Source organism: Acinetobacter sp. YH12117 (assembly GCF_013418865.1).
GTDB classification, from domain to species: Bacteria; Pseudomonadota; Gammaproteobacteria; order Pseudomonadales; family Moraxellaceae; genus Acinetobacter; species Acinetobacter indicus.
This window is the reverse complement of record NZ_VPBF01000014.1, coordinates 1-26,015: the sequence shown is the minus strand read 5'-3', so window position 1 is coordinate 26,015 and position 26,015 is coordinate 1. Positions and strand designations below refer to the sequence as shown.

General features: G+C 43.9%; 25 protein-coding genes, 1 tRNA gene and 1 pseudogene. 19 read left to right on the top strand and 8 right to left on the bottom strand.

Annotated features, from left to right (window positions below; genetic code table 11):
• Positions 1 to 119 precede the first annotated feature (119 nt).
• Positions 120 to 1,379: an alpha/beta fold hydrolase gene (locus FTU55_RS06955; protein ID WP_005179093.1), complete on the bottom strand. Its 1,260-nt coding sequence runs from the start codon at positions 1,377 to 1,379 to the stop codon at positions 120 to 122.
• Positions 1,380 to 1,630: 251 nt separating this feature from the next.
• On the opposite strand from FTU55_RS06955, the gene FTU55_RS06950 reads away from it, so the two are divergent.
• The 4 genes from FTU55_RS06950 (at position 1,631) to FTU55_RS06935 (ending at position 4,101) form a co-directional block, all read left to right on the top strand.
• Entirely contained in the window at positions 1,631 to 2,329 is a 699-nt protein-coding gene (locus FTU55_RS06950; RefSeq protein WP_168382735.1) for a putative quorum-sensing-regulated virulence factor, read from the top strand.
• A gap of 86 nt (positions 2,330 to 2,415) precedes the next feature.
• Complete coding sequence (locus FTU55_RS06945) at positions 2,416 to 3,111, top strand: hypothetical protein (protein ID WP_168408590.1); 696 nt, start codon at positions 2,416 to 2,418, stop codon at positions 3,109 to 3,111.
• Between the two features lie 216 nt (positions 3,112 to 3,327).
• The gene (locus FTU55_RS06940; RefSeq protein WP_075166959.1) at positions 3,328 to 3,678 is read left to right on the top strand and encodes a hypothetical protein; all 351 of its coding nucleotides are present in this window, start codon (positions 3,328 to 3,330) and stop codon (positions 3,676 to 3,678) included.
• A gap of 132 nt (positions 3,679 to 3,810) precedes the next feature.
• Positions 3,811 to 4,101: a hypothetical protein gene (locus FTU55_RS06935; protein ID WP_005179099.1), complete on the top strand. Its 291-nt coding sequence runs from the start codon at positions 3,811 to 3,813 to the stop codon at positions 4,099 to 4,101.
• 42 nt (positions 4,102 to 4,143) lie between these two features.
• On the opposite strand, the gene FTU55_RS06930 is transcribed toward FTU55_RS06935, so the two are convergent.
• Positions 4,144 to 4,362, bottom strand: coding sequence for a hypothetical protein (locus tag FTU55_RS06930; protein WP_005179101.1), 219 nt, complete (start codon positions 4,360 to 4,362; stop codon positions 4,144 to 4,146).
• A 660-nt stretch (positions 4,363 to 5,022) separates the two neighbouring features.
• Between FTU55_RS06930 and FTU55_RS06925 the strand changes: the two genes are divergently transcribed.
• A complete protein-coding gene (locus FTU55_RS06925) occupies positions 5,023 to 5,205 on the top strand; it encodes a hypothetical protein (protein WP_005179103.1) in 183 nt (60 codons plus the stop codon).
• A gap of 100 nt (positions 5,206 to 5,305) precedes the next feature.
• Here FTU55_RS06925 and FTU55_RS06920 read toward each other — a convergent pair whose 3' ends face one another.
• Complete coding sequence (locus tag FTU55_RS06920) at positions 5,306 to 5,524, bottom strand: hypothetical protein (RefSeq protein ID WP_005179105.1); 219 nt, start codon at positions 5,522 to 5,524, stop codon at positions 5,306 to 5,308.
• Between the two features lie 550 nt (positions 5,525 to 6,074).
• Positions 6,075 to 6,151 (bottom strand) — tRNA-Arg (locus FTU55_RS06915).
• A gap of 180 nt (positions 6,152 to 6,331) precedes the next feature.
• Between FTU55_RS06915 and FTU55_RS06910 the strand changes: the two genes are divergently transcribed.
• From FTU55_RS06910 to FTU55_RS06880, 7 genes are all read left to right on the top strand, one after another.
• The gene (locus tag FTU55_RS06910) at positions 6,332 to 7,267 is read left to right on the top strand and encodes an ABC transporter ATP-binding protein (protein WP_005179107.1); all 936 of its coding nucleotides are present in this window, start codon (positions 6,332 to 6,334) and stop codon (positions 7,265 to 7,267) included.
• Entirely contained in the window at positions 7,264 to 8,037 is a 774-nt protein-coding gene (locus FTU55_RS06905; protein WP_005179108.1) for an ABC transporter permease, read from the top strand. Before FTU55_RS06910 ends, FTU55_RS06905 begins: the two co-directional genes overlap by 4 nt.
• Complete coding sequence (gene queF, locus FTU55_RS06900) at positions 8,037 to 8,852, top strand: NADPH-dependent 7-cyano-7-deazaguanine reductase QueF (RefSeq protein WP_180046605.1); 816 nt, start codon at positions 8,037 to 8,039, stop codon at positions 8,850 to 8,852. Before FTU55_RS06905 ends, queF begins: the two co-directional genes overlap by 1 nt.
• A gap of 20 nt (positions 8,853 to 8,872) precedes the next feature.
• On the top strand, positions 8,873 to 9,523 hold the full coding sequence (locus tag FTU55_RS06895; RefSeq protein ID WP_180046603.1) for a hypothetical protein: 651 nt from the start codon (positions 8,873 to 8,875) through the stop codon (positions 9,521 to 9,523).
• 307 nt (positions 9,524 to 9,830) lie between these two features.
• Entirely contained in the window at positions 9,831 to 10,832 is a 1,002-nt protein-coding gene (gene mltB, locus FTU55_RS06890; protein WP_005179112.1) for a lytic murein transglycosylase B, read from the top strand.
• Between the two features lie 292 nt (positions 10,833 to 11,124).
• Positions 11,125 to 11,736 carry a septal ring lytic transglycosylase RlpA family protein gene (locus FTU55_RS06885; RefSeq protein ID WP_005179113.1) on the top strand — a complete coding sequence of 204 codons (612 nt, stop codon included), beginning with the start codon at positions 11,125 to 11,127 and terminating at the stop codon, positions 11,734 to 11,736.
• Positions 11,737 to 12,145: 409 nt separating this feature from the next.
• Positions 12,146 to 12,607 (top strand): DUF962 domain-containing protein, encoded by a 462-nt coding sequence (locus tag FTU55_RS06880; RefSeq protein ID WP_180046601.1) that lies wholly within the window; start codon positions 12,146 to 12,148, stop codon positions 12,605 to 12,607.
• 45 nt (positions 12,608 to 12,652) lie between these two features.
• On the opposite strand, the gene FTU55_RS06875 is transcribed toward FTU55_RS06880, so the two are convergent.
• From FTU55_RS06875 to rpsB, 3 genes are all read right to left on the bottom strand, one after another.
• The gene (locus tag FTU55_RS06875) at positions 12,653 to 13,135 is read right to left on the bottom strand and encodes a DUF3465 domain-containing protein (RefSeq protein WP_180046599.1); all 483 of its coding nucleotides are present in this window, start codon (positions 13,133 to 13,135) and stop codon (positions 12,653 to 12,655) included.
• A 65-nt stretch (positions 13,136 to 13,200) separates the two neighbouring features.
• Positions 13,201 to 14,076: a translation elongation factor Ts gene (gene tsf, locus FTU55_RS06870; protein WP_180046597.1), complete on the bottom strand. Its 876-nt coding sequence runs from the start codon at positions 14,074 to 14,076 to the stop codon at positions 13,201 to 13,203.
• A 142-nt stretch (positions 14,077 to 14,218) separates the two neighbouring features.
• The gene (rpsB, locus tag FTU55_RS06865; RefSeq protein ID WP_005179120.1) at positions 14,219 to 14,965 is read right to left on the bottom strand and encodes a 30S ribosomal protein S2; all 747 of its coding nucleotides are present in this window, start codon (positions 14,963 to 14,965) and stop codon (positions 14,219 to 14,221) included.
• Between the two features lie 207 nt (positions 14,966 to 15,172).
• Here rpsB and map point away from each other — a divergent pair, with 207 nt between their 5' ends.
• From map to FTU55_RS06845, 5 genes and pseudogenes are all read left to right on the top strand, one after another.
• Entirely contained in the window at positions 15,173 to 16,000 is an 828-nt protein-coding gene (map, locus tag FTU55_RS06860; RefSeq protein WP_075166964.1) for a type I methionyl aminopeptidase, read from the top strand.
• A gap of 312 nt (positions 16,001 to 16,312) precedes the next feature.
• Entirely contained in the window at positions 16,313 to 17,377 is a 1,065-nt protein-coding gene (locus FTU55_RS06855) for an OmpW family protein (protein WP_180046595.1), read from the top strand.
• A gap of 155 nt (positions 17,378 to 17,532) precedes the next feature.
• Entirely contained in the window at positions 17,533 to 18,747 is a 1,215-nt protein-coding gene (locus FTU55_RS06850) for an MFS transporter (RefSeq protein WP_180046593.1), read from the top strand.
• Positions 18,740 to 18,874, top strand: a complete 135-nt coding sequence (locus FTU55_RS15125; protein WP_005179131.1) for a hypothetical protein — start codon at positions 18,740 to 18,742, stop codon at positions 18,872 to 18,874. The genes FTU55_RS06850 and FTU55_RS15125 overlap by 8 nt, the downstream gene beginning before the upstream one ends.
• 205 nt (positions 18,875 to 19,079) lie before the next feature.
• A pseudogene (locus FTU55_RS06845) lies at positions 19,080 to 20,052 on the top strand (TauD/TfdA dioxygenase family protein).
• Positions 20,053 to 20,184: 132 nt separating this feature from the next.
• On the opposite strand, the gene sthA reads toward FTU55_RS06845, so the two are convergent.
• Positions 20,185 to 21,600, bottom strand: coding sequence for a Si-specific NAD(P)(+) transhydrogenase (gene sthA, locus FTU55_RS06840; protein WP_005179136.1), 1,416 nt, complete (start codon positions 21,598 to 21,600; stop codon positions 20,185 to 20,187).
• A gap of 213 nt (positions 21,601 to 21,813) precedes the next feature.
• On the opposite strand from sthA, the gene lipA reads away from it, so the two are divergent.
• Both lipA and FTU55_RS06830 read left to right on the top strand, forming a co-directional pair.
• Positions 21,814 to 22,827, top strand: coding sequence for a lipoyl synthase (gene lipA, locus FTU55_RS06835; protein WP_005179140.1), 1,014 nt, complete (start codon positions 21,814 to 21,816; stop codon positions 22,825 to 22,827).
• A 454-nt stretch (positions 22,828 to 23,281) separates the two neighbouring features.
• Positions 23,282 to 25,855 carry an acyl-CoA dehydrogenase gene (locus FTU55_RS06830; protein ID WP_180046589.1) on the top strand — a complete coding sequence of 858 codons (2,574 nt, stop codon included), beginning with the start codon at positions 23,282 to 23,284 and terminating at the stop codon, positions 25,853 to 25,855.
• Positions 25,856 to 26,015 lie beyond the last annotated feature (160 nt).

Genomic DNA, 26,015 nt, shown 5'->3' with positions numbered 1-26,015 from the left:
TAACATGAACTTTATATTTTTTACCCATCAACTTTAATCAGTTTTGCATAAAAATAGCCCATGTTTTTATAAAAACATGAGCTATATCATTAATTCTATCTTTACCGGAATTGAAAAAATTATTGGGTAGGCATGATCGATTTCACATCTGCCACAATCTCATCCCAATTATCGACATATACAGAGCCATGATCCCATTTCTGATCTATAGGTAAGTCCTGATCGGTGACATAATGAATTCTGGTTCCCTGCTGGCGTGCAGACTGTACCAGAAAATCAGTGACCTGTTTTGGAATGGTCGGGTCGGCAGAGCCTTGATAAATAAACACAGGCGTTGAAATCTTAACAGTTAATGGCTGTGATGCCTGGGTCAGGAAATCTTTAATTTCAGGAACCGTAGTCATAAAGTCGGTCTGAGTACGTGGATAAGCGGCCAAGTTGCCATAGGTCTGCGCATACTTCATCATTTCTCCACCGAATGCTGCGCCAAGATCAGCATTACACAGCGACTCGGCTTCTGCCGCGAGCAGATCGGTCGGGTTCTTGAACACTTCAGAGTATTGCAGGGTTGGATGACTATTTCTAAGACCTGCCGTAATTAATGCCGTGAAAGTATCTAATGGAGCCAGAATCTGTATTTTTTTGCTCAGATCTGGTTCTGCTGCTGCCTGCTGTTCTCCACCGCTAAGAATCATGCTCAGGGAAGATGCCGGCGCTATGGCCACCGCACCTTTATAATTTAATTGCGCCCGGGATGCATATTGCGCTGCACCTAAAGCCGCCTGTCCACCTTGGGAATGACCGACCACGGTCCAGCGTGTTTCAGCGCTATTGTTAAAATGTTGATGTGCCGCCACAACCGCATCGGTAATGGAGTAAGCCTGACTTTTTAAATTCAAGAACGGATGCAGCTCTTGTCCACTCGGTTCGCCCAGCCCTTCATAATCTGGAGCGACCACGGCATAACCTTCAGCCAGCAGGCGCGCAATAAAATATTCATTGCCTTTCAGGCCCTGACGGCTTGGTGCACAAATATCGGCGACGCCCGTGGTGCCATGTGCCCAGACCACAATGGGCCATCCACCAGCCGGTTTAGGCTGATTGGGTTCAAACAGCAAGGCCGTAGCTTGTGTTTCCTGCCCATTCACTCCTAGCATTTTATACGTCATCAAGGTTTGTGAAGCACTAACCGACTGTAAGACCATATTCGCATTGGAATCCTGGTCTAAATAAAGTTCAGCTTTTACTACTGGCTGGCTAATATTATGCTTCGGAATACCATCATCAATGATGACTGCGCTGTTGTCATTGTCATCATTACATGCCGTTAAAAATAAACTGCTGCTGGCCAACGCCACGCTAAGCCAAATTTTTCTCATCTGATTATCCTTATACAGGTATTATTCTAAAGTTGCGTCCTTCGCAATTTTCACTTTTACGCTGTTTGCTGCGCTCAGGCAATATCAGTGCAATTAATATATAAGTGTATTGTATTAAAATAGAGTCACTTATCTTTAAAATAGATAAGCTGAACGGCCCACAAATGCCGATTATTCGCCCGACAGCCCTGTAACTTTCAACATGATAGTGTTAGATTGCTTTTTAAATCCCTTAACAAGCGAATGAGCACATGCACGCGATTATTCTCGACACTGAAACCCATACCCTGAATGGTTATCCGATCGAAGTTGCCTATGCGCCCATTCAATTACAACAGGGCAAAATCAGCCTGGATAAATCGCAAATTTTTGACCAGTTTTATCAGGTCGATGAACCGATTTCCTATGCCGCGATGGCCGTGCATCATATTCTGGAATCCGACCTGATTGATCAGCCGCATTACACCAGCTTCTGCCTACCTGAAGAAACGCTGTATATCATTGGTCACAATATTGATTATGACATTCGCGCTATTCAAAAATGCGGTGTTGATACTTCTCATATTAAGGCGATTTGTACCCTTGCTCTGGCGCGTCTGGTCTGGCCCGATGTTGAAGCACACAACATTTCTGCCTTAATTTACATGATTAGCAAAGGCAGCGAAAAAGCCCGCGATATGATTAAAAAAGCGCACCGGGCCGATATGGATATTATTTTGACCGCCAATATCCTGATGCATATTGTGCATCATCTGCAAATTGACAGTATTGAAGCCTTATATGCTGCATCTGAAGACGCCCGTATTCCACGCGTCATGAGTTTTGGTAAGCATCGTGGTACGGCCATTGCCGATTTACCAAATGATTATATCCAATGGTTGCTGCGTCAGGATGAACTTGACCCTTATTTAAGAAAAGCCCTTGAGAACACCAACATCGTCACACTCTAAGCCCAACAATGTCATAAACACTTCATATTAGTGTAATTTTCATTCTTTATAGTCAGCCTTAATTTATTTGGGGAATAAATTAAGGCATGATTCATTATCATAAAACACAGTTGGGCATTGACGCCCTGCAACAACGCCAGCGGCAATTGAATGCACGTCAACGCCGTCTTCTGGTGCTAATTGGAACCGAAGATTTCGAGCAATTGGGCGACCAGTTTAAACAGCGTATTGCTACGCCAGAATTAATTGAACAATTGCTGGAGATGGGTTTAATCAGCTCTGCTGCGACCGAGCCAGCCGAAGCAGAAATTTTGGTGCCAGCTCAAGCCGAACCGCAAAGTGAAGCAGTCTCTACCCTACGTTCAGAAATTAAAACCACCTTAAATACGCCGGTGCCAAAACTGGTGGAAAAATGGGTCGAACATATTATTGCCCCGTCTTCAGCGGCCAAAGTGGCTGAAGCCGAACCTGCTGCGATTGCTCCAGAAATTCCAGTCCTGGAAATTGAAGTGCCGCCAGAAGTGGAACCAGAGCCAGAACCGCTGGTTGCCTTGAGCTTTGAAGACACCAAGCAATTAATGGCTAGCTTGTTACAGCGCTATTGTGGACTAATGGCCAAGCAGCTTATTCTCCGCATTCAGGCCGCACCAGATATTCGTAGCCTGAAACTGTGTCAAATGCAGTGGATTACCGAATTACAGGAATCGCGTTTGCCACCAAAAGAACTGAACCATGCTTTACAGCAGATTAACTTTTCGCTGCAGAGCCTGCAAAGTGCCTGAAGATTCATATAATTTTGCTTTGCTTTAAGTCTTTTTTCATCTAAGAATTTTCTTTATATGCGCTAAAAACCTTTATAAATAGCGGTTATTGTTCAGCTTTTAGAAAAATAATTAAAAATAAGCAATCCTTTCTTAAAACACTAAGACTTAAGACCAATAGTGAGATTGGCCACAGCACGGCATAACAACAGCTCTGTATTCTGTTGGGAATGAAGCATGTCTGCCCTGCACTACCTGCAATTTGAACCCTTTGATAATCCGATGCAACTCAGCAAAGTCGGAAACTGGGTCATCACCTTTTTAAGTCCTAAAGACGAACTCAAGCAGATTCAGCTGGCCATTACCCATGTCATTCCACGTCAGGTTTCCGCACAGTTACAGCCCCGCCGTATCATCATTCACAACACCGAACATGAACAGCGCTGGCTGATTCAGGCGATTGAATGCTTCGATAGCACTCGCAATCAGGAAATCATCCTGAACGCCGCAGATGAAACCGCCCAACAGATGCTGCGCAGCATTTTACAGGAATTTCATAAATACGATGTGGATGTCAGCCTGATTTAAAGCGGTTAGAGTGAAATCATCACCTGTTTTGAAGTCTTTGAAGATCAGGCATCGCTTTTTACAACTTTATGCATGCAAAATGGGCACAAGTCTTTTAGAATCAGGTCACTTATAAATAAAGAGTAAAGACGTATGAGTCGGCATATTCCTAAGTCTGCGAACCTCACCGCCTTAACCATTTCTCATTTTTATCCGAGCTTGGATCAATGTTTACATGCCTTGTTTCATTATCATCAAGGCCCACAATTAACGCTTAAAAATGATCCGGTATCTTCGCAGCATGTCTGTGTACAACAACGTACACAAGGTCGTTTGAAAAAAGAAATCCGCTTAAATAAAACAGAAGTTGAGCAGGCCAATAAAAATCGTCTGGCGCTTTATCAACTGTTGGCGCATGTGCTGAATCAGTTTGAAACCGCTTAGGCCAGCTTAAAACAAGAAACTTAGCAAATGCTAAGTTTCTTTCTATTCAATAATTTTATAAATATTATTGCTCTTCTGGCTTTCAAAAAATAATTCAATACTTGGCAGGATAATTTCATCCTCGACAATAATATGGTCAATTTTCTTAAATAACGGCAATTCAGCTGTTTTGGCATTTTCAGCAATCTGACGCAGCTGTGCTTTGGCATCATAACGGTGCTGATACTGATCTTCTACTTTAATATCAATTAATTGGCTCATGGTTATTTCCTCTTATCATTGGTTTTCTTGAAGACAATTTGTTATAGCATAGCTGATTCAAGTTTGACTAAACAGAGTTGTTAATTTGTTTGACAATGTTAATTCTATGCTTTATTAGGTCAGTATAATTAAAAATAAGTGATTGATTTTTATGGTTTAACATTTTATCCGATTTTTCTTATTCTTAACAATTTGCTCAATGTGACGCTCAATTCATCGTTATTTTAAGCAAGAAAAAGCTCGCATTGCTGCGAGCTTTTTTATGTTGGAAGGCTAGTGCTAGATCTATTGTTTGAACCAGAGTTACAAACTCAACAAGCTGTCATTGATCCGTCCAACTACATCGTAGCGTCTTTGTTTTGCGACCTACTGTAGGTTCACTATAGTCCCCTTCGGCTTGGATTGGCAAGCCTTCTAACATTTCTCAGCATTTGTATAGCAAAAAGCCTATTGAACAAAACTTAATCAGGCTTATTATATTTCTGTCGTGAAATTCAGCCTTATTTTTCTCAGCGCATCTGCTCTCATTTTCACCCTGCTCTATCGCTAGATTGATAGCAAACAATCGCCGGCAACAGAATGAAACATAAGTCTTTTTCTAAATTCTGCGTTATCCGTTATAGTGGACTTGAGACATTAAATTAAAAAGAGGAATTGAAGATGCAAAAATTTATTATTCTGTTTGCATTCTGCCTGTTTGCAGTTTTAGGTCTAGGTTTTATCGTGTATCAATTCTTGAGCAACATGCCAAGCGTCGAGTACTGGATTATGCTGTTAATTCCAGCCTTCGCAGTTCCTATTTTAACGGCCCTGATTGTGTATCAGGAACCGAATCATCCATAATGAATAAGCTAGATACGACTCATTGATCCCCTATTTATCAAAAGGACGCTCAATTCAGCGTCCTTTTTCTGTGATTATTTTTCTTGGATTATGTCTAGCTTTACTTGAGTTGCACCGGATCTTCGCTGGTCGATTCAATGATGTAATCAATATTTTCAACCAGGTCTTTATTAAACAGCCTGACTTTTGCCCGCGCATTGGCATATTCGAAAAACAGACCCTCTACAATTGCTTTTTCACGCGATTCTGTCATGCCAATTTCATGATCATTCGGCACAAAATAGACTTCTTCAGGAATTAATTTAACGATATAACCCATTGTTCTGACTCTTATGGTGTTTTAGTAATTTACCCTGCGACATTTATAGGCTGAAAAATCGCTTCCGGCTATGGCGAATTCATCCGACAGTTATGCTTATTTTTGATATGCCATCTCAATGCCAGTCATATAAAGAAAAAATATTTTAAAATCATATAGATTATTTAAATTTAGGTGCTTCTATATCTCACTAAACTGATCTGGTATAGCGACGAGATTTTTTCTGATTAAACAGGTTTTTTATTCAGCCTTTCTGTCCTGTTTAAAGCTTAAAACGGATGTTTCTATTTTGTGGGTGATGAGGCGATAAAAATCTAGAAAGGATGATTCTTTAATCAAAATAAAGATAAAAAATGCAAAGAAAATGCAGTTCAATGACTACTTTTTAACCAAATATAGAAAGGCAGACCAATAAGCACTGTCCTACGATGATGGTTCAGCATTCGTTATTCAAGCCAGATTATGGAAAGGATTTTGGTTCAAAACTGAAGTAAAGAGTTTTAAATGATTGAATCTTGGTAATTTTTATAGTTTTTTATTGATCAGAATTTGGTGCGCCCGGCGGGAATCGAACCCACGACCCCAAGCTTCGGAAACTTGTACTCTATCCAACTGAGCTACGAGCGCGCGTCGCACATCATAACAAAAAAATGCACAAGGTAAAGCAACTATATATAAGTTCTTTATTTTTATGCTTATGCTTTAAGCAATCGTTCCAAATATACGATGCAGAATTCCCGGTAGATTACTTGGTTTATTGGGCAATATCGCTCACAATAGCCTCTCCCTACACCATGCGAGATTTTCATGACTGATGCATTGACGTTAAGAGACTTGTCTAAAACCTATCGCAATGGGTTTCAGGCCTTAAAAGGTATCAATTTGACTGTACCTGAAGGTGAATTTTATGCGCTGCTGGGTCCCAACGGTGCAGGCAAATCTACAACGATCAGTATCATTAGCTCCTTAACCAAGAAAACCTCGGGTACCGTGGAAATTTTTGGCCACAATCTGGATACCCATCCCTCTCAAGCCAAACAGTGTCTGGGCGTGGTACCACAAGAGTTTAACTTTGGTCATTTTGAAAAAACCTTTGATATTCTGGTGACCCAGGCCGGTTATTACGGTATTCCCAAAAAAGTGGCGCAGCAGCGCGCCGAACTGTATTTAGAAAAACTGGGGCTGTGGGATAAACGTGCCACGCAAGCGCGAATGCTGTCTGGCGGGATGAAACGCCGCTTGATGATTGCCCGCGCCATGATGCACGAACCGAAATTGCTGATTCTGGATGAACCGACCGCCGGGGTCGATATCGAACTGCGCCGCTCGATGTGGGATTTCCTGATTGAAATGAACAATAGTGGCACTTCCATTATTCTGACCACCCACTATCTGGAAGAAGCAGAAATGCTATGCCGCCGCATTGCCATTATTGACCGCGGTGTGATTAAAGAAGACACCACCATGAAAGGCTTCCTGAACCAGCTGAATGAAGAAACTTTTATTTTCGATCTGGTTCAACCAATTCAGCCCATTCATCTGGATATTATCGGGGTACGTTTTAATCTGGTCGATCCGCTAACCCTGGAAGTGACTATGGACAAGGCCCATACCGTGAATGAGCTGTTCCAGTTACTGGAATCACAAGGGGTACAGGTGCGCAGTATGCGTAACAAGGCCAATCGTCTTGAAGAATTATTTGTGAAGATGGTAGAGAAAAATCTTGCAGGAGTCGCGCAATGAACTTTAATCAATTAAGAGTTGCGCTGTATACGCTGGTTCATAAGGAAATCCGCCGTTTTATGCGGATCTGGCCACAAACCCTGTTACCACCGGCCATCACCATGAGTCTATATTTCGTGATTTTCGGTAATCTGGTCGGTTCACGTATTGGGGAAATGGGCGGCTTTAGCTATATGCAGTTTATTGTGCCCGGCCTGATCATGATGGCGGTCATTACCAATAGTTATGCCAACGTCTCCTCTAGTTTCTTTAGTGCCAAATTCCAGAAAAGCATTGAAGAACTGATCATGAGTCCGGTGCCATTACATGCCATTTTGTGGGGCTATGTGCTGGGTGGAGTATGTCGCGGCGTACTGGTCGGCATTATTGTGACCTTAATGAGCCTGTTTTTCACCGACCTATACATTACCAACTGGTTTGTGACTATTTATACCGTACTGATCACTTCATTATTACTGTCTTTAGGCGGTTTTATTAATGCCGTTTATGCCAAATCATTTGATGATATTTCCATTATTCCAACCTTTGTGCTAACACCGCTCACCTATTTAGGTGGTGTGTTCTATGCAATTAGTGCATTATCGCCGTTTTGGCAAAACCTTTCTTTAATTAACCCTGTGGTGTATATGGTCAACGCCTTCCGTTATGGCATTTTAGGACATAGCGATGTCAACGTGACCGTTTCCCTAGGCGTGATTACATTATGCTGTGCTGTGTTATATGGCATTGCCTATCATTTACTCTCCCGTGGTTCAGGAATGCGTGAATAATGAGCGTAGAAAATTCTTTATTGGGTAAAGACACTCAGTACCCAACAACCTATCAACCTGATGTGCTGTTTCCGATTGCGCGTGCTGAAGCGCGGGAAAAATATGCGCATGTGGCTGGTATTCAGCAAGGTAAAGACTGGTGGCATGTCTTTGAGATGTCCTGGTTAAATGCAGCCGGCGTTCCGCAAGTTGCTATTGGCCGGATTCACTTGCCTGCCACCTCACCAAATTTAATCGAGTCGAAATCTTTAAAGCTGTATTTCAACAGTTTGAACTTTAGCACCTTTGCTTCAACAGACGCGCTGATCAATACCGTCGAGCAGGATTTATCAGTCGCGGCACAGGCACAGGTCAATCTGGAACTGTTATCTGTCGATGATCTGGCAATTAGCCATCCTGAAGGCATATGTATTGATGACTTAAGCCCGACCCGACTGGAAAATCATCCGGATGCATCCTTATTACAGCACGATGCCGAGCAAGACGAACAGGTCGAAGTGCAACTGTATTCACATTTACTGAGAAGTAACTGTCCGGTCACCGGTCAACCTGACTGGGGCACAATTTTTATCCGCTATCAGGGTAAAAAACCTTGTTATCGCAGTATTTTGGCTTATATTATTTCTTACCGTCAGCATAACGGTTTTCATGAGCAATGTGTTGAACAGATGTTTTCCGACATCTGGCAAAACCTGAATCCTGAAAAACTGATGGTGTATGCCACCTATACACGTCGTGGCGGATTAGACATTAATCCATGTCGTGTATCGGATTTAACATGGATGCCTCGCCCTATTCGTTTAGCGCGACAATAAAAAAACATTGAGGTTAACAGATGCCATTTTTTGGTTTTATTCCTTCCGAGGAACTTTTAAATACCATTCAAACTGCGCAGCAGAAAAAAAATTCAAGCGAACCGCTGTATCCATTACGTGATAAAACAGCATTAATGATTAATGATGAAATCATTGATGCCATTTTAACCGAGCTTGTCCGCCGTTTCCCGCCAAGTGACAAACGCGATACTGCGGAAAAACTGGCCGGTTATGTCAAATCCACCGTAGCGGTGTTACTCAAGCAATTGTTGAGTAAAGCCCCGAACGATGTGGTCAAGCAATCAATTGAATTTTCTGAACGCAGCCTGTTTAAAGATGCAGACGGCAACACGCGTGTCGGTGAAAGTTTAGATGCCAGCCTGGTGACCAATCTGAAAAACACCTATGCCGAAATTAAAGCCGGCAATGACATTAACAAGTCTGCTTTGGCCGAGTTGTATAAACAGTTTGCCGAAGCTACTGTGCGTCATTTTATGAGTGACTTTAATAAAACCCTCGATTTGGGCATGATCAAACGTAAAGCAGCTGATATTGGCTCAGCTGCGGTTATTAAAGCTGTACATATTGCGGTAGATAAAATTATTCCAAACCTGACCAAAGATGAACTGGTCGCGCTGGCGGAATATCATGACACCCTGTTTCATGCCTAAGCAGAAACACCTTTAATAAACCTGACTCCGGTCAGGTTTTTTTATGCCACTTTTCCCGCAACATTTCTCTATAAAGGAGGGAGGATGAAGCCCTGGTTGAACTTTGTTACAAACAGCGCACATTTTTTAGACAGGCTTTGTCACTTTTTGTATATGCGCTTGCCTGTAGCGCCAGAATGAATGTTATCTTAATTGCCTGTGTGAACTGTCTTTTTTAAATCGACATTTTTGCTCAACCTGTTTTAATTTTTAAACACCATCTGCTTTTTGTCACTAAATTGATAATACATTGGGAAATTGAACCAATATGTTGAATCGTTATTTCTATAAAAAATTACAGCGTCTTTCTTTACTTGTTGGTGCTCTTTCCTTATCCAGTGTTGTTCAGGCCAATGACTTCCTCAGCCATCCGGACTATCCAAACTTTAAGCAAAAAACCATGCAGCAGTATGGGCTCAGTTCCGAGCAAATTGATCGCGCCATGAGCGGTGCCAAAAATCTGCCAAATATTATCAACATCATGAATCGTCCCGGTGAAAGCAAACCGTGGTATGCCTATAAAACCAATTTTCTGGCTGAAAGCACCATTCAACGTGGTGTGCGTTTCAAACAGCAATATGCCGATACCCTGAATCGTGCCGAACAGCAGTTTGGCGTGCCGCAAGCGATTATTCTGGGGATTTTAGGCGTTGAAACCGGTTTTGGTTCCAATAAAGGCTCTTTTATTACCCGGGATGCGCTGGCCACTTTAGGTTTTGGCTATCCACGCCGGGCCGAATATTTCCAGAGTGAACTGTCTGCGCTAATTGCCTGGAGCTATAAAGATGGTGTTGCCACCCATTCTGTGGTCGGTTCCTATGCCGGTGCAATTGGCTATCCACAGTTTATGCCAAGCAATATTCCTAAATTTGGCGTCGATTATGATGGCAACGGACATATTGATTTAAGAAATTCAGCAGTAGATGCGATTGGCTCGATTGCCAACTATTTGGCCCAGCATGGCTGGCAGCGTAATCAGCCGATTGCATTCCCTGCCCGTTATAGCGGTTCAACTCCAGATGCAGTGATTGCCAAAGATCTAACCTTGCCTACCCCGTATGGTGTGCTGAAAAATCAGGGCATCAGTCCGCTGAATCCGATTGTGAAAATTGATGACCTCGATCTGGTCAATGTCATTCAATTACAAGAAAATTATGGTCCAATTTATTACATCACCTATCCAAACTTTCAGGTGATTACCACCTATAACCGCAGCCGTATGTATGCCACTGCACTCTGGTTATTGGGTACTGAAATTGTCAGTCGATAAGAACTTATTTTTACTAAAAAGTTACAAAGTCAAGATTTTTTTACGAGATTTTGCGCACAAAACCGACTTTTCACATACATTGTTACAATATTGGCTATTATTTAACCAAAAGAGGTAAAGGTTTGGTATTTTTTGTCATTATTTCCGTGTAAAGACTAGACACCTTTAGTAAACGATGAATATTATCCATTTCGTCAAATATGGTTGCAAAAGTGAAATAACAGGCATGATGTCTGCTATATCAACCACTTAGGGTTGATTCACGGCATCAAGCTGCAGGAGTTTTAAACATATGCATTCTTCAATTAAATATTTACTGGCGCTGTCGACGGTATTTACCTTAAGTCAGTCGCAAGCCGAAATGGTGCAATCTTCATCGTTCAATAACGACAATGAAAGCTCTAGCCTGGCTGCCCGTGTGCTAAACAAAGAAGCACAAAGCTTTAATACCCACTTCTCTAATTTAAATAGCCTTTCAATTACAGAACGTTCTGGCGATAAAATCCGCCGCGAAACCATCGCTGCAAAAATTGAAATCCCAGAAGAAGAGCCTTCTGTCATTGAAAAGTTAAACACCGTAGCATCGAATACTGTTCGTAAATTCAGTCAGACCGGTATGGCCTCTTGGTACGGTCGTCAGTTCCACGGTCGTAAAACTGCCAGCGGCGAAACATTCGACATGAATGCCATGACTGCAGCACACCGCAGCCTACCACTGAACTGCTATATCCGTGTAACCAACAAGAACAACGGTAAAAGCGTAATCGTTAAGGTTAATGACCGTGGCCCATTCCATGGTAACCGTGTAGTCGACTTATCTTACGGTGCTGCAAAACGTTTAGGCATTACCAATGCTGGCGTAGCCAAAGTCAGCATTGAACGTGTAGATGGTCCAAATTCCTAATACCCGTTTAAGCTCCTGCACCATATGACCCAAAAGCCACCTCAGGTGGCTTTTTTAATGCCCAAATTCAGGGAAAGACGCTTACTTCCCTATCCGTTTTTTGGATTTTAAATACGCTGATCTGGTCATAAAATCGAATAATCCATTTTGAAACTACAAATTTGCTTTCATTTCCACGCTTAGCGTGCTTTTCTTCCTTTTTGAATCCATAGGTAGCTTTTTATTTTTTCTGCGCTTAAAACGCATCCTATGCGCATTTAGCCCTATTCCTTTATACAGGAATTTCCCTATTTCCCTCATTTTACGATTTTCAGGTATTTTTGCCGCCCCATTTTGACCGTTTTCCGCTTCTCGTTTATAGTGAGAACATTCTTGGAAACTCAGAAAAATAATGCAAAAGGAGTACTGCATGAAAACAATTTCAGAATGGCTGGATGAATATAGCGAAAGTCATCAAAACAAGACCAATAAACTGATTCACTGGGTCTGTGTACCGACCATCTATTTTTCCATTATTGGCATCATTGCGCATTTCAGCGCCCTGCTTACTGCCCTGTTACTGGTGCTGGTCTTTATTTTTTATGCACGCCTGGATCTGGTACTGGCCGTGGCCATGGCAGCACTGACTCTGGTGATGGCCTGGTTAATCTGGATTTTACCGGTTGGTGTTGGTTTTTATATTGCGCTGTTTGTTTTTGCCTGGATTGGACAGTTCTATGGCCACAAGGTCGAAGGCAAAAAACCATCGTTCTTTAAAGATCTGCAATTCCTGCTGATTGGACCGCTCTGGTGTATGGATGCCTATTTAGGCAAGATTTTACCATCCTGGAAATCTCGCCAGCACACCACGCATCTGGATGTCCAAACCTAAAGACGCTTACACATCAGGAAGCATTTTGCTCCAATGCCGGAGGGCTTATTGATAGATGCTTCCCTGATGCTTTAACCAGCCATCGATATGGCGTTTTTGCGGATCATGATGGGTCCAGTGAATCACGCCACCTTTGTCGGTATATTCATATTCACCAAAGAACTCGACAGTATCGCCTTTTTGCAGACGGTCGATGCGTGGAGCCAAATCAATATTGTGGGCAACCAGCAAGGTTTGCCCATTGCCAAGTTCCAGAATAAAACGCTGATGGCGCGAACCTTCATTGTCATCACTTAACAGTGCCACTACTGTACCAGTAGCTTGTACCTGTACATCATTTTTTCGTTGCTGAAAGGCTTGGGCAATTTTGGCGGTATCATCCTGAACGGGAGCTTGCAGTGTGGTTTCAGACTGCTGTTGAGTGAAGGTATTTGAACCGGAGTTTTGCAGTTGTAGGTCGATACCTAAATAAGCCGCAACCAGCAGCGCAATTACTGCGCCAATGCCCATATTAGTTTTCTTCGACATTGTTCTTCCTGTTGTTGTCTTGGTCATAAAAAAAGCCCCGAAACGGGGCTTTTTCGCAAAATAAATTATTTTGCAGCAGCTTGAGCAGCAGCAACTTCTTCTGCGAAGCTCATTTCTGCTTTCTTCTCAATACCTTCACCTACTTCGAAGCGAACGAATTGAGCAACAGTTGTGTTAGCAGCTTTCAATGCATCAGCAACTTTCTTCTCGTTGTCGATTACGTACATTTGACGCTCAAGAACAACTTCGTTCAGGTATTTTTCAACCGAACCAGTTACCATTTTTTCAACGATGTTCGCTGGCTTACCAGATTCGATTGCTTTTGCTTCAGCAATTTCTTTCTCTTTCGCGATCAGCTCAGCAGGAACCTGTTCAGCAGTAACAGCAACTGGGTTGAATGCAGCAACGTGCATTGCAATACCTTTACCAGTCGCAGCATCACCTGTGTAAGCAACAACAACACCGATTTTCAGACCGTGTTTGTAAACTGCAAGGTTTCCACCTTCAATGATTTGCGCACGACGAACCTGGATGTTTTCCCCAATTTTTTGAACAAGAGCAATACGCGCTTCTTCAACAGTTTGGCCATCTTCAAGTTTCAGTTCAGCAATTTTTGCAGCGTCAGTTTCGCCAGCAGCAAGTGCAGCAGCAGCAACTTTCGCAGAGAAGCCAGCAAAGTTTTCGTCTTTAGCAACGAAGTCAGTTTGGCAGTTTACTTCTAGAAGGATTGCTTTGTTACCTTCTTGAGCGATTGTGATCGCACCGTCAGCAGCAATGTTACCTGCTTTTTTAGCAGCTTTTGCTTGACCAGATTTACGAAGGTTGTCAATCGCTAATTCGATGTCACCACCCGCTTCTGTCAAAGCTTTTTTACATTCCATCATTGCTAAACCAGTACGGTCACGCAATTCTTTAACCATGCTTGCAGTAATAGCAGTCATGTGAATCTCCTAATTCGGTAGAAAATGAATTCTTTTTAGAACAGAAACGGCCCAGAGGATACTCATGGGCCGCCTGCATACATGACGCTTACTTTGCCACCATCACATGTCGCAAAAATGACAAGCTTGCGTCAAAAACGCATTAAGCCTCAGAAGCTGGAGCTTCTTCGCCTTTCGCTTGAGCATTTGCTTGGGTTTGAGCATACTCTTTACCAGCAATGATCGCATCAGCCATAGCAGAAGCGTAAAGTGTTACTGCACGGATCGCATCGTCGTTACCCGGAATAACGTAGTCTACGTTGTCTGGGTTAGAGTTTGTATCAACGATACCGATTACAGGAATACCTAGGTTTTTCGCTTCTTTGATCGCGATTGCTTCGTGGTCAACGTCAATTACGAATAATGCGTCAGGTAAACCACCCATGTTTTTAACGCCGCCTAAAGCACGTTCAAGTTTTTCCATCTCACGGCTACGCTCTAAAGCTTCACGTTTAGTCAGCTTAGCGAAAGTACCGTCAGTGGATTGAGTTTGAAGATCTTTTAAACGGTTGATAGATTGGCGAAGTGTTTTCCAGTTCGTCAACATACCACCTAACCAACGGTGATCTACGTATGGTTGACCAGCGCGTTGAGCTTGTTCACGGATGATGTTAGAAGCAGCACGTTTAGTACCAACGAACAAAACTTTGTTCTTTTTGCTTGCTAATTGGTTAGCGAAGTTCAAAGCATCATTTAACGCAGGAACAGTGTGCTCAAGGTTGATGATGTGAATTTTGTTGCGCGCGCCAAAGATGTATTGACGCATTTTTGGGTTCCAGAAACGAGTTTGGTGACCAAAGTGCGCGCCAGCTTGTAGAAGGTCGCGCATGCTTACGTTGTAATCTGCCATTTTCTTTACCTTAAAGTTTGGGTTAGGCCTCCATATATCCGCATTCTCCACCCCAAAGGGCACCCAGAGTAATGTGACGATATATGTGCGGATTTTGTTGCCCCATCGCACAATGCCCGCGAAATTTATTCACGAAAAAGCATTTGATAAAATGGGCGGCTATTTATACCATAGTCACATATAAATTTCCAAAAGTTTTTAGAGATCATGAACAGTACTTATCAAGCGCCTCGTCGATTAATTAAAACCGCAGATGAAATTGAGAAAATGCGGGTAGCGGGACGACTGGCAGCGGAAGTTTTGGATATGATCAAGCCACATATCAAACCGGGTGTAACCACACTTGAGCTTGATACGATTTGTCACGATTATATTGTCAATGTACAAAATGCCATTCCAGCCTGCCTGGGCTATGGTGCAGCCCCAGGTCGTCCAGCCTTCCAGCATACCATCTGTACTTCGGTAAACCACGTGGTGTGTCACGGTATTCCATCTGAAAACAAGACATTAAAAAAAGGCGATATCCTGAATATTGATGTCACGGTCATTAAAGATGGTTACCACGGCGATACCAACATGATGTACATCGTTGGTGGTGAAACTTCTATTCTTGCCAACCGTCTATGCAAAGTAGCACAGGAAGCTATGTACCGCGGTATGGAAGTTGTAAAACCGGGCGCGACCATTGGTGATATTGGCCATGCCATTCAGAAATATGTCGAATCTGAGCGCTTTAGTGTGGTGCGCGAATATTGCGGTCATGGCATTGGAACAACCTTCCATGACGAACCGCAAGTGCTGCATTATGGCCAGCCAGATACCGGCATGATTTTAGAAGAAGGCATGACCTTTACCATTGAACCAATGGTAAACGCGGGTGTTTGGCAAACCAAATTACTGGGCGACAAATGGACTGTGGTGACCAAAGATCACAAACTTTCAGCGCAATATGAACACACTATTTTAGTGACTAAAGACGGTCTGGAAGTCCTGACTGCACGTCCTGAAGAAGACCTGTCACGTTTCCAGTCTTAAGCTGTCATTGGCGTAAAAACTAAAAAAATTGTCAGAAAGGTCACATTGATGTGGCCTTTTTTATCGCCTAAAACTTCAACTTAAAATAAACAAATCAAATACTTATATCAATATTCAGGTTTCATCCCTAAAAACCCTATTAGCATTTCTAGCTACACAAGTCATAAATAAGTCACAGAGCAGCAAACTTATTTCAAGAATGTTACAAATGTATAAAACAATCTTCTTCAAAAACAACAGTCTTGCTTTATCTAACTATTAAATAATGGCCCTTATAAAAACGAGCAACAAATTGGACATGGAGTCCCTTATATGAAGAAGACCTTATTATTTGCCAGCACGCTGTTGGCCTTACCTGCTGTTTCTTATGCCTCACCGTATTTTAGCCTGCAAGATGGTGATGGTTTTAAACGTTTTTCTGTTTCAGTCGGGGCATTGCATGTCATGCCACAAGGCAAGGCACAACCCTTTCAGGTTAATACCGCGGTAAAAGAAGGTGAAACTGCAAAAGTTGGAGATATCAAAGCACAAACGGTGCTCGACAATATCAAACCAGGAAGTAGCGTCAATCCTTTCTTAAAGGCTACTCTTGATGGGCTAGCTTTAATTAATGCTGATGTCGCCTCAGCACTGAGTGGAACTGCTGAAATCCGTGGACTCAGTCAATGGGATAATCCAGGTACGGGTTTAGAAGCCGATGATGTCACCACATTGGGCATCATGACCAATTACTTTTTTACCGACAATATTTCTTTTGAAATGAAAGCTGGTATTCCGCCTAAAGTCGATTTACAAGGTAAAGGAAAAATTTATGCACCTTTTTCAGCAACTGCAACACCTATGGGCGGAGCTTTAGGAAATTTAGAGCTTGAAAATGATATTTTCATTACCGATCTAGAAGCGCATGGTCCTGCGGCCTCGGCACGTGCCTGGACACCAGCATTTGAGTTTCAGTATCACTTCGGTAAAACCGGTGTAAATAAATTCCGTCCTTATGTCGGCCTAGGTTTAATGTATGCCTACTTTAACGAACTGGAAATTAACCCGCGTACCGAACAGGATCTGATTGCCGCCGGTCATATGATTGCCAATATCAAACAGGGGCAAGCCGGTGCATCACTGGAAGGTACACCAAGTAATGCCAATCCGAAAGTTGAACTTGAAGCATCCGACGCATTCGCACCGGTAGCAACAGTCGGTTTCACCTATGACTTTAATGAAAAATGGTTTGCGGTTGGTTCGCTGTCCTATGCACATCTGCAAAATGACACCACCATTACCGTGACCGATGCCACACATGGCGAACTTATTCGTTCTAAGGCCGATATTGAAGTGAATCCGATTCTGGCCTATGCCGGTATTGGTATCCGTTTCTAGGCTTTAATTTTCAGTCCATCATCAGGCAGCCTTTCGGGCTGTCTTTTTTGATGCAGCCATAAAAAAATTTTATCTTTTATTTAATTTTTATTCTATCGCCTCCCACGCGGCAATCTACTAACATAAGCAGGTCTTTCCTGGCTGCCGGACTTTTTATGTCAGATACCCGTTTTTCCAAAGCCCTGATTTATATGCTGATGGGAAGTGCCATTATTCTGGCGCTGTCATTGGGGGTACGACATGCCTTTGGCCTGTATCTGGTGCCAATGAGCCATGAATTTGGCTGGGGGCATAATGTCTTTAGTCTGGCTATTGCCATGCAAAACCTGATCTGGGGTGCGGTACAACCAATTACCGGCGCCTTTGCCGACAAATATGGCAGTAAAATTGTGGTCGCTGTTGGTGGTACCTTATATGCACTGGGTTTATTGCTGATGGCGGTCAGCTCGACCGGCTGGCTGCTGAATTTAAGTGCCGGTTTAATTTTAGGTCTGGCGCTCTCTGCCACCTCTTTTCCGATTTTACTGTCCGCAGTTGGCCGTGCAGCCCATCCTTCAAAACGCAGCCTGGCGATGGGAATTGCCAGCGCAGCGGGCTCTTTCGGTCAGTTTATTATGCTGCCGACCACGCTGCTGTTATTGCAGAATTTAGGCTGGAAAGGTGCGCTGGTGGTTAGCGCCATTTTAATGACCCTGCTAATTCCTTTGGCATGGACTTTAAAAGCACCGATGTATACCAACCCGAATGCAGCGACCACCAAACCGCAACCGGCGTTAACATTTAAGCAGATTCTGGTGATTGCCAAAAACCACAAGCCGTTCTGGTTTTTATCTTTGGGCTTTTTTGTCTGCGGCTTTCAGGTGGTGTTTATTGGTATTCATTTGCCAGGTTATTTAATTGATCATGGATTTAACGCCACCACCGGCACCATCTTCCTGGCCTTAGTCGGTTTATTCAATATTATCGGCACCTATACGGCTGGCTGGTTGGGCGGCCAATATTCCAAACCGCATTTACTGATGTGGCTGTATGGTCTGCGTGGCTTGGCCATTATCGCCTTTTTACTGTTACCGCTCAGTACTTGGACAATTTATGGCTTTGGTGTCATTATGGGACTGTTATGGTTATCGACCGTGCCACTGACCAATGGCATTGTAGCCAATATGTTCGGGGTGAAATATCTGACCATGCTCAGTGGGATTGTATTCTTCACCCATCAGGTTGGTTCGTTCCTCGGTGGCTGGCTGGGTGGCCTGAACCATGACTTAACCGGTAACTATAATGCCATCTGGATGTTCTCGATTGCGCTAAGTGCTTTTGGCGTCTGGGTACATTTCTTTGTGAATGAACAGGCGGTGGTGCATGACTAATTCAATGTCGCTGTTAAAAATTCTGATTGGCCTGTGCATTATCAGCTTTTTTATTTTATCGCTGCTGTTATGGATGAAAACCCCGCAGCTGTTTGAATACTTTAATCAGGCGTTTTGTGCACATTAATGTTTAAAAACCCGCAGCATCAACAGCAAATCCCGAAACAGCAAATTCAGTTATTTGGTTTGCTGTTTTAATTAAAAGAATATAAATCATATATTTAATTATTTTTATAGCCTTTTCATAAGTTTAGAATTTCTTCTGATTTTATTTGGCCTGCGTTTTTTTCTAAATTTTCTTGAAGCAATAACACTGAGAGAAAAACTTAAACATGACCAGTCTGACCCAACTTTCCCAAGCCATTCACCATTCACCATGCACCGCGCTGGCATCAGGCCAATCAATTCCAGGACGGCAGCGAAATCCGTATTGCTCCACACACTGACCAGGCTCTTGGTGCGGTGGTGTATGGATTAGATGCGCGCAAGGCTCAATCGGGTGAAACCATTTTCCGGCTGAAACAGGCCTTGGCAGAACATTTAGTTTTAATTTTCAAACAGCAACAGCTGGATGATTTACAGTATCTGGCCTTTACCACCTATTTCGGTTCAATTTTCCGTCCCGCTGCCGACACGCCTGTACTGGCCGCGCAGGATGATAGCGGTGTACCACCCGATATCGTGCCTGTTTCCAATGCAGTAGGACAAGGCGATTATACTGGTCATGGTGAATTAAGCCCGCATGCCGATCATCAATGGACACCGCTGCCCTCCTTTGGCTCTTTGCTCTATGCTATTGAACTGCCACAAAATGGTGGCCAGACCAGCTGGATTAATACCATCAAAGCTTATAATGCCCTAGATGCCGACACTCAGGCACATATCAACCAGCTACAATTAATTACTTACAACCCTTTTGTTCGCCGGCAGAAAACCCAAGCCTCGTCGCAAGACGGCGTTTATGGCAACAGTCCGCTGTATCGCTTTAAAGATCAACCGGTTTTAAGCCATGCCTATCCACATCCTTTGGTGCGCACCCATCCAGAATCCGGGCGTAAAGCTTTGTGGCTCAATACCCATACCGAAGTGGAACTGGAAAACTATGACGATCAGGCTGGTAGCGAACTGATTACCCAGTTACGTGCCCATCTGCTTCAACCAGAATTTGCCTATGAGCATCAGTGGGAAGTCGGTGATATTGTGTTCTGGGATAATCAGGCTACCCTGCATTCCCCCCGTCCATTTCCAGCCGAGCAGCGCCGTTTGTTAAAACGTATCAGCCTTGCCGGAAGCCGACCTTTTTAAGCAGGAACTGAACTAGAGATACTGAATATGCACCGATGTTCAGGACTTTGACTGCAGGATATTTATCCTTTTCATCCAACCATAAAAAAACCCGCAAACTGTGTTTACGGGTTTTTTAGTATGAGCAACCGCTTAGAACAGACGGTTCATACCATTTAAGGTCGCCACACGATACGCTTCTGCCATCGTTGGATAGTTAAATGTGGTTTCTACAAAATACTTGATGGTATTGTTCGGGCTGTTCATTACCGCCTGACCAATGTGAATAATTTCTGCCGCGTTATTCCCGAAGCAATGTACACCTAATACTTCTAAAGTTTCACGGTGGAACAGAATTTTCAGTTCACCAACCGTATCACCGGTAATTTGCGCACGTGCCAGATGACGGAAAGAAGCCTGACCCACTTCGTACGGAATTTTTTCTTCAGTCAGTTCCTGCTCGGTCTTACCAATTGAAGAAATTTCCGGAATGGTATAAATACCGGTTGGAATATCAGTCACCGGTGCCACATTTTCTTCGCCACTCATGTTGGCCCCTGCACAGCGACCCTGGTCATAGGCAGCAGACGCCAGAGATGGCCAGCCAATCACGTCACCAGCAGCGAAAATATTTTCTACTTCAGTCTGATATTGCTCATTTACCGTCAGCTGACCGCGGCTGTTTGGTTTCAGGCCGACATTTTCCAGGCCTAAACCATCGGTATTGCCTGAACGGCCGTTACACCACAAGATGGCATCGGCTTTGATTTTCTTGCCACTTTGCAAATGCAGCACTACGTGATCATCAAAGGTTTCCAAATGATCAATCTGCTCATTGTGACGAATCAACACGCCCTGTTCACGCAAGTGATAGGACAAGGCATCGGAGATTTCATCATCCAGATAGCTGAGCAATTTATGCTGGGTGTTAATCAGGTCGACTTTATGGTCCAGACCAATGAAGATCGAGGCATATTCACAGCCAATGACACCGGCACCATAAATGATGATTTTCTGAATCGAGAAATCCAGATCCAGAATCTTGTCTGAATCGAATACACGTGGATGGTTAAAGTCTAAAATTTCTGGACGATACGGACGTGAACCGGTTGCAATCACCAGCTGCTTAAAAATCAGGGTTTCCTTAATGCCTTCCGGACTGAATACCAGCACGGTATTTTTGTCCTGCACATAAGCACGACCGTGATAGATATCAATTTTATTGCGGTCATAGAAGCGTGAGTGAGTATCGACCTGCTGCTGAATCACTTTATGTGCATTACGCAGCACCTGTTTCATGGTGAACTGTTTCCAGTCGCCCACTTTCTGGAACATCGGATCACGCTGGTAACGGATAATACTGGATACCGTCTGACGCAGCGCCTTACTTGGGATTGTGCCCACGTGAGTACAGTTACCGCCGAGTTGCTCACGCATATCCACCACAGCAACACGCATGCCTGATTTGGCAAGTTTCATTGCTGCGCCTTCACCTGCAGGACCAGAACCTAGGACCACCGCATCATATTTAACGAAAGTTCCGGCAACCACCTCTTTTTTACGTGGCATTCAACGCTCCTTAAACTAATCTATTCTGTTTATATCTCATATGCATATTATGACTGAAAACATCATGATTTTCTGTATTTACCTAGCATATATTGCGTGATAGCCACATTTTTTAAATGAATATCGTTTTTTTCCTATTTGCACCCAAGTCCGTTATAATGGAGGCGCTATTTTTCGAATATCTCCCCCGTCAAAACAGTGGAAAAGTTGAATATGTCTGAAAACCGTAAACCAGAACAGGGTGTTAAACTTCGTGGCGCAGAAAAGGTCGCTCGTATTCCTGTAAAAGTTGTGCCTACGGTTGAAACGCCGCGCAAACCGGACTGGATTCGGGTCAAGATGGCGGCACCAGAAGAAGTTCAACGGATCAAATCGACACTGCGTCAGCAAAAACTACATACCGTCTGTGAAGAAGCAGCCTGTCCGAACCTGCCAGAATGTTTTGGTGGTGGTACTGCAACCTTTATGATTATGGGTGATATTTGTACCCGTCGCTGTCCGTTCTGTGACGTTGCCCATGGTCGTCCGAATGCACTTGATCCGGATGAACCGCGTCATATGGCTGAAACCATTGCCAACTTAGGCCTGAAATATGCGGTCATTACCTCGGTAGACCGTGATGACCTGCTTGATGGCGGTGCACAGCATTTTGTTGACTGTATTAAAGAAGCGCGTGCCTTAAGTCCGAATACCCTGCTGGAAATTCTGGTTCCGGATTTCCGTGGCCGTATGGATATTGCGCTGCGCATTATGACTGAATGTCCGCCAGATGTGTTTAACCACAATATTGAAACCGTGCCACGTTTATATAAAGCCATGCGTCCGGGTTCAGACTATCAGCACTCTTTAAACCTGCTGAAAATGTTTAAAGAATATTGCCCGGAAATTCCAACCAAGTGTGGCCTGATGGTGGGTATTGGTGAAACTGAAGAAGAAGTGATTTCATTATTGGATGATCTGAGAGCACATGATGTAGATTATGTGACCATTGGCCAATATTTACAGCCATCAAAACAGCACGCACCAATTGACCGCTTTGTAACACCAGAAGAATTTGAGCGTTATGCAGAACATGGCCGCAAACTGGGCTTTAAAAATATCTGGTCTGCACCAATGGTGCGCTCAAGTTATTTTGCAGACCGTCAATACTACGGTGAGCCAGTTCCAGCAGTACGTCGCAAGACTGATCCTGCCAAGAAAATTAGTGTACAAACCATCGAAGCATAAGCTGAGAAAACTAAGCTTAGAAAACAAGGCCCCGGATTCGGGGCTTTTTTACAAGGTCATCTTTTACTTAAATTTTTACATCGTCCTCGGATCAGAATTCTTAGCCCAGAGAGATCATCTATTTCCTCTTAAATCCAAAGACGGCTCATCTTTAAAAAAATACCCCATTCAAATCAGAAATAAATTTCTATCATTCTTTGACCTAGCTGTTAATCCCTTACTTATCTTCACATTTCGTTGCGCGTTTTTACTTGAATAGCGATCATTTTTCAACCAATCTTCATCCATAGAGTTTGTTTTTAGCAATCGTTTTAATGGTCTTGATATTTAAAAAAACGATACCGAAGTTCCAAGAACAGCCTTCACCGGATGACTTCAGACAAAATGAAGCAGCATTTCTTTCATTTTTCCTTGCAGGCACGGTGATGCTGTAGCAGCCGGGAGAAATACAATAATGCTTTTTATACTCAGTATCGTCATTCTTGTTTTTACACTGTGGGCGATTTTCTATTTTCAGCTGTCTCGCAACAGCGGTGCCATGACCCTGATCGCGGTCAGTATTGTCTCTGCCTTTATTAATCCCTGGTCCTTAATTTTAGGCATTCCGTTAATTGTGCTGAGCATAATTGTGATGGTGGATGCCTTGCGCATGAAAATCATCACCCAACCCGCGTATAAGGCTTTGTCACAAGCCATGCCAAGCATGAGCAGCACCGAACGTGAAGCACTGGATGCCGGCACCAGCTGGTGGGAAAAAGAGCTGTTTATGGGTGCGCCCAACTGGGATACCTTTGAGCAATATCCCTATCCTACGCTCAGTGCGGAGGAACAATCCTTTTTAGACAATGAAGTGGAACAGCTGTGCAAGATGCTGGATGAATGGGAAATCCATCATAAGCACAAAGATTTATCTCCTGAAACCTGGCAGTTTATTAAAACCCATGGATTTTTGGGCCTGATTATTCCCAAGGAGTACGGCGGCAAGGCTTTCAGTTCTTTTGCGCAAAGCCGGATTATGAGCAAAATTGCCTCACGCTCCCTAACTGCCGCGGTCAGCTGTATGGTGCCCAACTCCTTAGGCCCGGGTGAATTGCTGCTGCACTACGGTACCGATGAGCAGAAAAAACGCTACTTGCCCGGTCTGGCCAAAGGCGAAGAAATTCCCTGCTTTGGGCTGACCAGCCCCGAAGCCGGCTCCGATGCTGGTGCCATTCCAGATACTGGCGTGGTCTGTTATGGCCAGTTTGAAGGCCGGCAAGTACTTGGTCTGAAAATGAATTTCTCCAAACGCTGGATTACGTTGGCGCCCATTGCCACCGTGATTGGTCTGGCTTTTAAACTGTATGATCCGGAAGGCTTACTCGGCGATAAGACTAAAACCGACTATGGCATTACCTGTGCGCTACTGCCGGCCAATCATGCTGGAGTAAAAGTCGGGCCGCGCCATCATCCCGGTTCACCATTTATGAACGGCACAGTCGAAGGTCAGAATGTGTTTATTCCGCTCGACTGGATTATCGGTGGTGTGGAAAATGCCGGTAAAGGCTGGCGCATGTTAATGGAATGTCTGGCCGTCGGTCGCGGGATTTCCTTACCGGCACTGTCAACCGCTGCCGGGGAAATGACCTATTTAAATGTCGGTGCTTTTGCGCGAATCCGCCAGCAATTCAAGTTGTCGGTGGGGAAATTTGAAGGCGTACAGGAAGTCACCAGTGATATTGCCAGTGAAACCTATATGCTGGAAGCCTTTCGCTATCTGGTGACCTGTGGACTGAATCAGGGCGGCAAACCTGCCGTGATGACCGCGATGGCCAAGTACTATGCCACAGAGTCTATGCGCCGTGTGGTTAATCATGGTATGGATGTGGTCGGTGGCCGCGCCATCCAGTTGGGTCCACGGAACTTTCTGGCGCTGACCTATCAGGCCATTCCAGTTTCCATTACCGTTGAAGGGGCCAATATTTTAAGCCGCTCGCTGATGATTTTTGGCCAGGGTTCGATGCGTTGCCATCCGTATTTGTATGAAGAATTACAACTGCTACAAGCCCCTGATAAAGATGCCGCGCTGACACAATTTAATGAACTGTTCTACCATCATCTCGGTTATACCTTTAACCGGACTGCGCGCGCATTTGCCTTTGGCTGGTTTGGCGGTTCATTCGATGCTCCGCAACAAGCCGATGAATTTAGCCGGCCTTATTACAAAACTATCAACCGTTTTAGTGCGGCCTTTGCCCTGACTGCCGATATGTGTCTGGGTTTATTGGCCGGTGATATTAAACGCAAGGAAATGCTGTCCGGACGCCTGGCCGATATTCATGCGCAGCTGTTTATTGCCACCGCCATCTTAAAATACTATGCACATGGGCAAAAAACCGCAGATGAGCAACTGCATGCGCAACTGGCTTTAGACAAAGCACTGTTTAATGCACAAGAAGCCTTCTTTGGACTGTTCAATAATTTCCCTATGCAGCTGGCGGCTGGCGTCGTGAAATTGATCTGCTTCCCGTGGGGCCGTGCCTTGCAGCCACCAAGCGATCAGCTGAAACGTGATGTGGCCATGAGCATGATGCAGGACAATGCTTTTCGCCAGCAGCTGAAACAGCATGTTTTCTATAACACGGACCCGGACGATGTCTTTGGCCGGATGGAAAGTACCTTCCAGAGCTTAACCGAAATTGAACCGCTGTGGGATCGCTTTAAAAAAGCTGAAGCCAAAGGCAGTTTTGATGGCCTCAGTTTTGAAGAACACATTGCCGATGCCCTAAATACCGGCGCGATTCAACCCGAAGAAGCTAGCCAGCTACTCAGTTATAACGCGCAGCGCTTTGACAGTATTCTGACCGATATTTTCGATATGCAGCTGGAACAGACCCTGCCACTAGACAATCCGCATTTAATTGAACCTTTAGGTGTCGATACGGAAGCTCATCCTCCGGCAACTTCAGCAGAACCGAAAACCGGTGGCACCGCACAACTGGCCACAGATCATCATAAAGAGGATCCGGAACCGTTTATCCGTTTTTAGTTATATACTGAATATTGAATAAAGTGGCTTTTGGGCCATTGCTGTCCCACAATTTTTCACAAGAGGAAGCTCATTTGAGCTTCCTCTTGTTTTATGGGTATTTTATCGGGTGAAAATAAAGCTTTTAAAGTTCTTCTTTCAAACAAATTCACTTGAATTA

Coding starts and splice junctions, on each gene's coding strand:
- rpsB (WP_005179120.1), bottom strand. CDS start 14,965: ATGGCAGATTACAACGTAAGCATGCGCGACCTTCTACAAGCTGGCGCG.
- FTU55_RS06925 (WP_005179103.1), top strand. CDS start 5,023: ATGCAAAAATTTATTATTCTGTTTGCATTCTGCCTGTTTGCAGTTTTA.
- tsf (WP_180046597.1), bottom strand. CDS start 14,076: ATGACTGCTATTACTGCAAGCATGGTTAAAGAATTGCGTGACCGTACT.
- FTU55_RS06855 (WP_180046595.1), top strand. CDS start 16,313: ATGAAGAAGACCTTATTATTTGCCAGCACGCTGTTGGCCTTACCTGCT.
- map (WP_075166964.1), top strand. CDS start 15,173: ATGAACAGTACTTATCAAGCGCCTCGTCGATTAATTAAAACCGCAGAT.
- FTU55_RS06875 (WP_180046599.1), bottom strand. CDS start 13,135: ATGTCGAAGAAAACTAATATGGGCATTGGCGCAGTAATTGCGCTGCTG.
- FTU55_RS06940 (WP_075166959.1), top strand. CDS start 3,328: ATGTCTGCCCTGCACTACCTGCAATTTGAACCCTTTGATAATCCGATG.
- FTU55_RS06885 (WP_005179113.1), top strand. CDS start 11,125: ATGCATTCTTCAATTAAATATTTACTGGCGCTGTCGACGGTATTTACC.
- mltB (WP_005179112.1), top strand. CDS start 9,831: ATGTTGAATCGTTATTTCTATAAAAAATTACAGCGTCTTTCTTTACTT.
- FTU55_RS15125 (WP_005179131.1), top strand. CDS start 18,740: ATGACTAATTCAATGTCGCTGTTAAAAATTCTGATTGGCCTGTGCATT.
- lipA (WP_005179140.1), top strand. CDS start 21,814: ATGTCTGAAAACCGTAAACCAGAACAGGGTGTTAAACTTCGTGGCGCA.
- FTU55_RS06935 (WP_005179099.1), top strand. CDS start 3,811: ATGAGTCGGCATATTCCTAAGTCTGCGAACCTCACCGCCTTAACCATT.
- FTU55_RS06905 (WP_005179108.1), top strand. CDS start 7,264: ATGAACTTTAATCAATTAAGAGTTGCGCTGTATACGCTGGTTCATAAG.
- FTU55_RS06880 (WP_180046601.1), top strand. CDS start 12,146: ATGAAAACAATTTCAGAATGGCTGGATGAATATAGCGAAAGTCATCAA.
- FTU55_RS06895 (WP_180046603.1), top strand. CDS start 8,873: ATGCCATTTTTTGGTTTTATTCCTTCCGAGGAACTTTTAAATACCATT.
- FTU55_RS06920 (WP_005179105.1), bottom strand. CDS start 5,524: ATGGGTTATATCGTTAAATTAATTCCTGAAGAAGTCTATTTTGTGCCG.
- FTU55_RS06945 (WP_168408590.1), top strand. CDS start 2,416: ATGATTCATTATCATAAAACACAGTTGGGCATTGACGCCCTGCAACAA.
- sthA (WP_005179136.1), bottom strand. CDS start 21,600: ATGCCACGTAAAAAAGAGGTGGTTGCCGGAACTTTCGTTAAATATGAT.
- FTU55_RS06910 (WP_005179107.1), top strand. CDS start 6,332: ATGACTGATGCATTGACGTTAAGAGACTTGTCTAAAACCTATCGCAAT.
- FTU55_RS06830 (WP_180046589.1), top strand. CDS start 23,282: ATGCTTTTTATACTCAGTATCGTCATTCTTGTTTTTACACTGTGGGCG.
- FTU55_RS06850 (WP_180046593.1), top strand. CDS start 17,533: ATGTCAGATACCCGTTTTTCCAAAGCCCTGATTTATATGCTGATGGGA.
- FTU55_RS06950 (WP_168382735.1), top strand. CDS start 1,631: ATGCACGCGATTATTCTCGACACTGAAACCCATACCCTGAATGGTTAT.
- FTU55_RS06930 (WP_005179101.1), bottom strand. CDS start 4,362: ATGAGCCAATTAATTGATATTAAAGTAGAAGATCAGTATCAGCACCGT.
- FTU55_RS06955 (WP_005179093.1), bottom strand. CDS start 1,379: ATGAGAAAAATTTGGCTTAGCGTGGCGTTGGCCAGCAGCAGTTTATTT.
- queF (WP_180046605.1), top strand. CDS start 8,037: ATGAGCGTAGAAAATTCTTTATTGGGTAAAGACACTCAGTACCCAACA.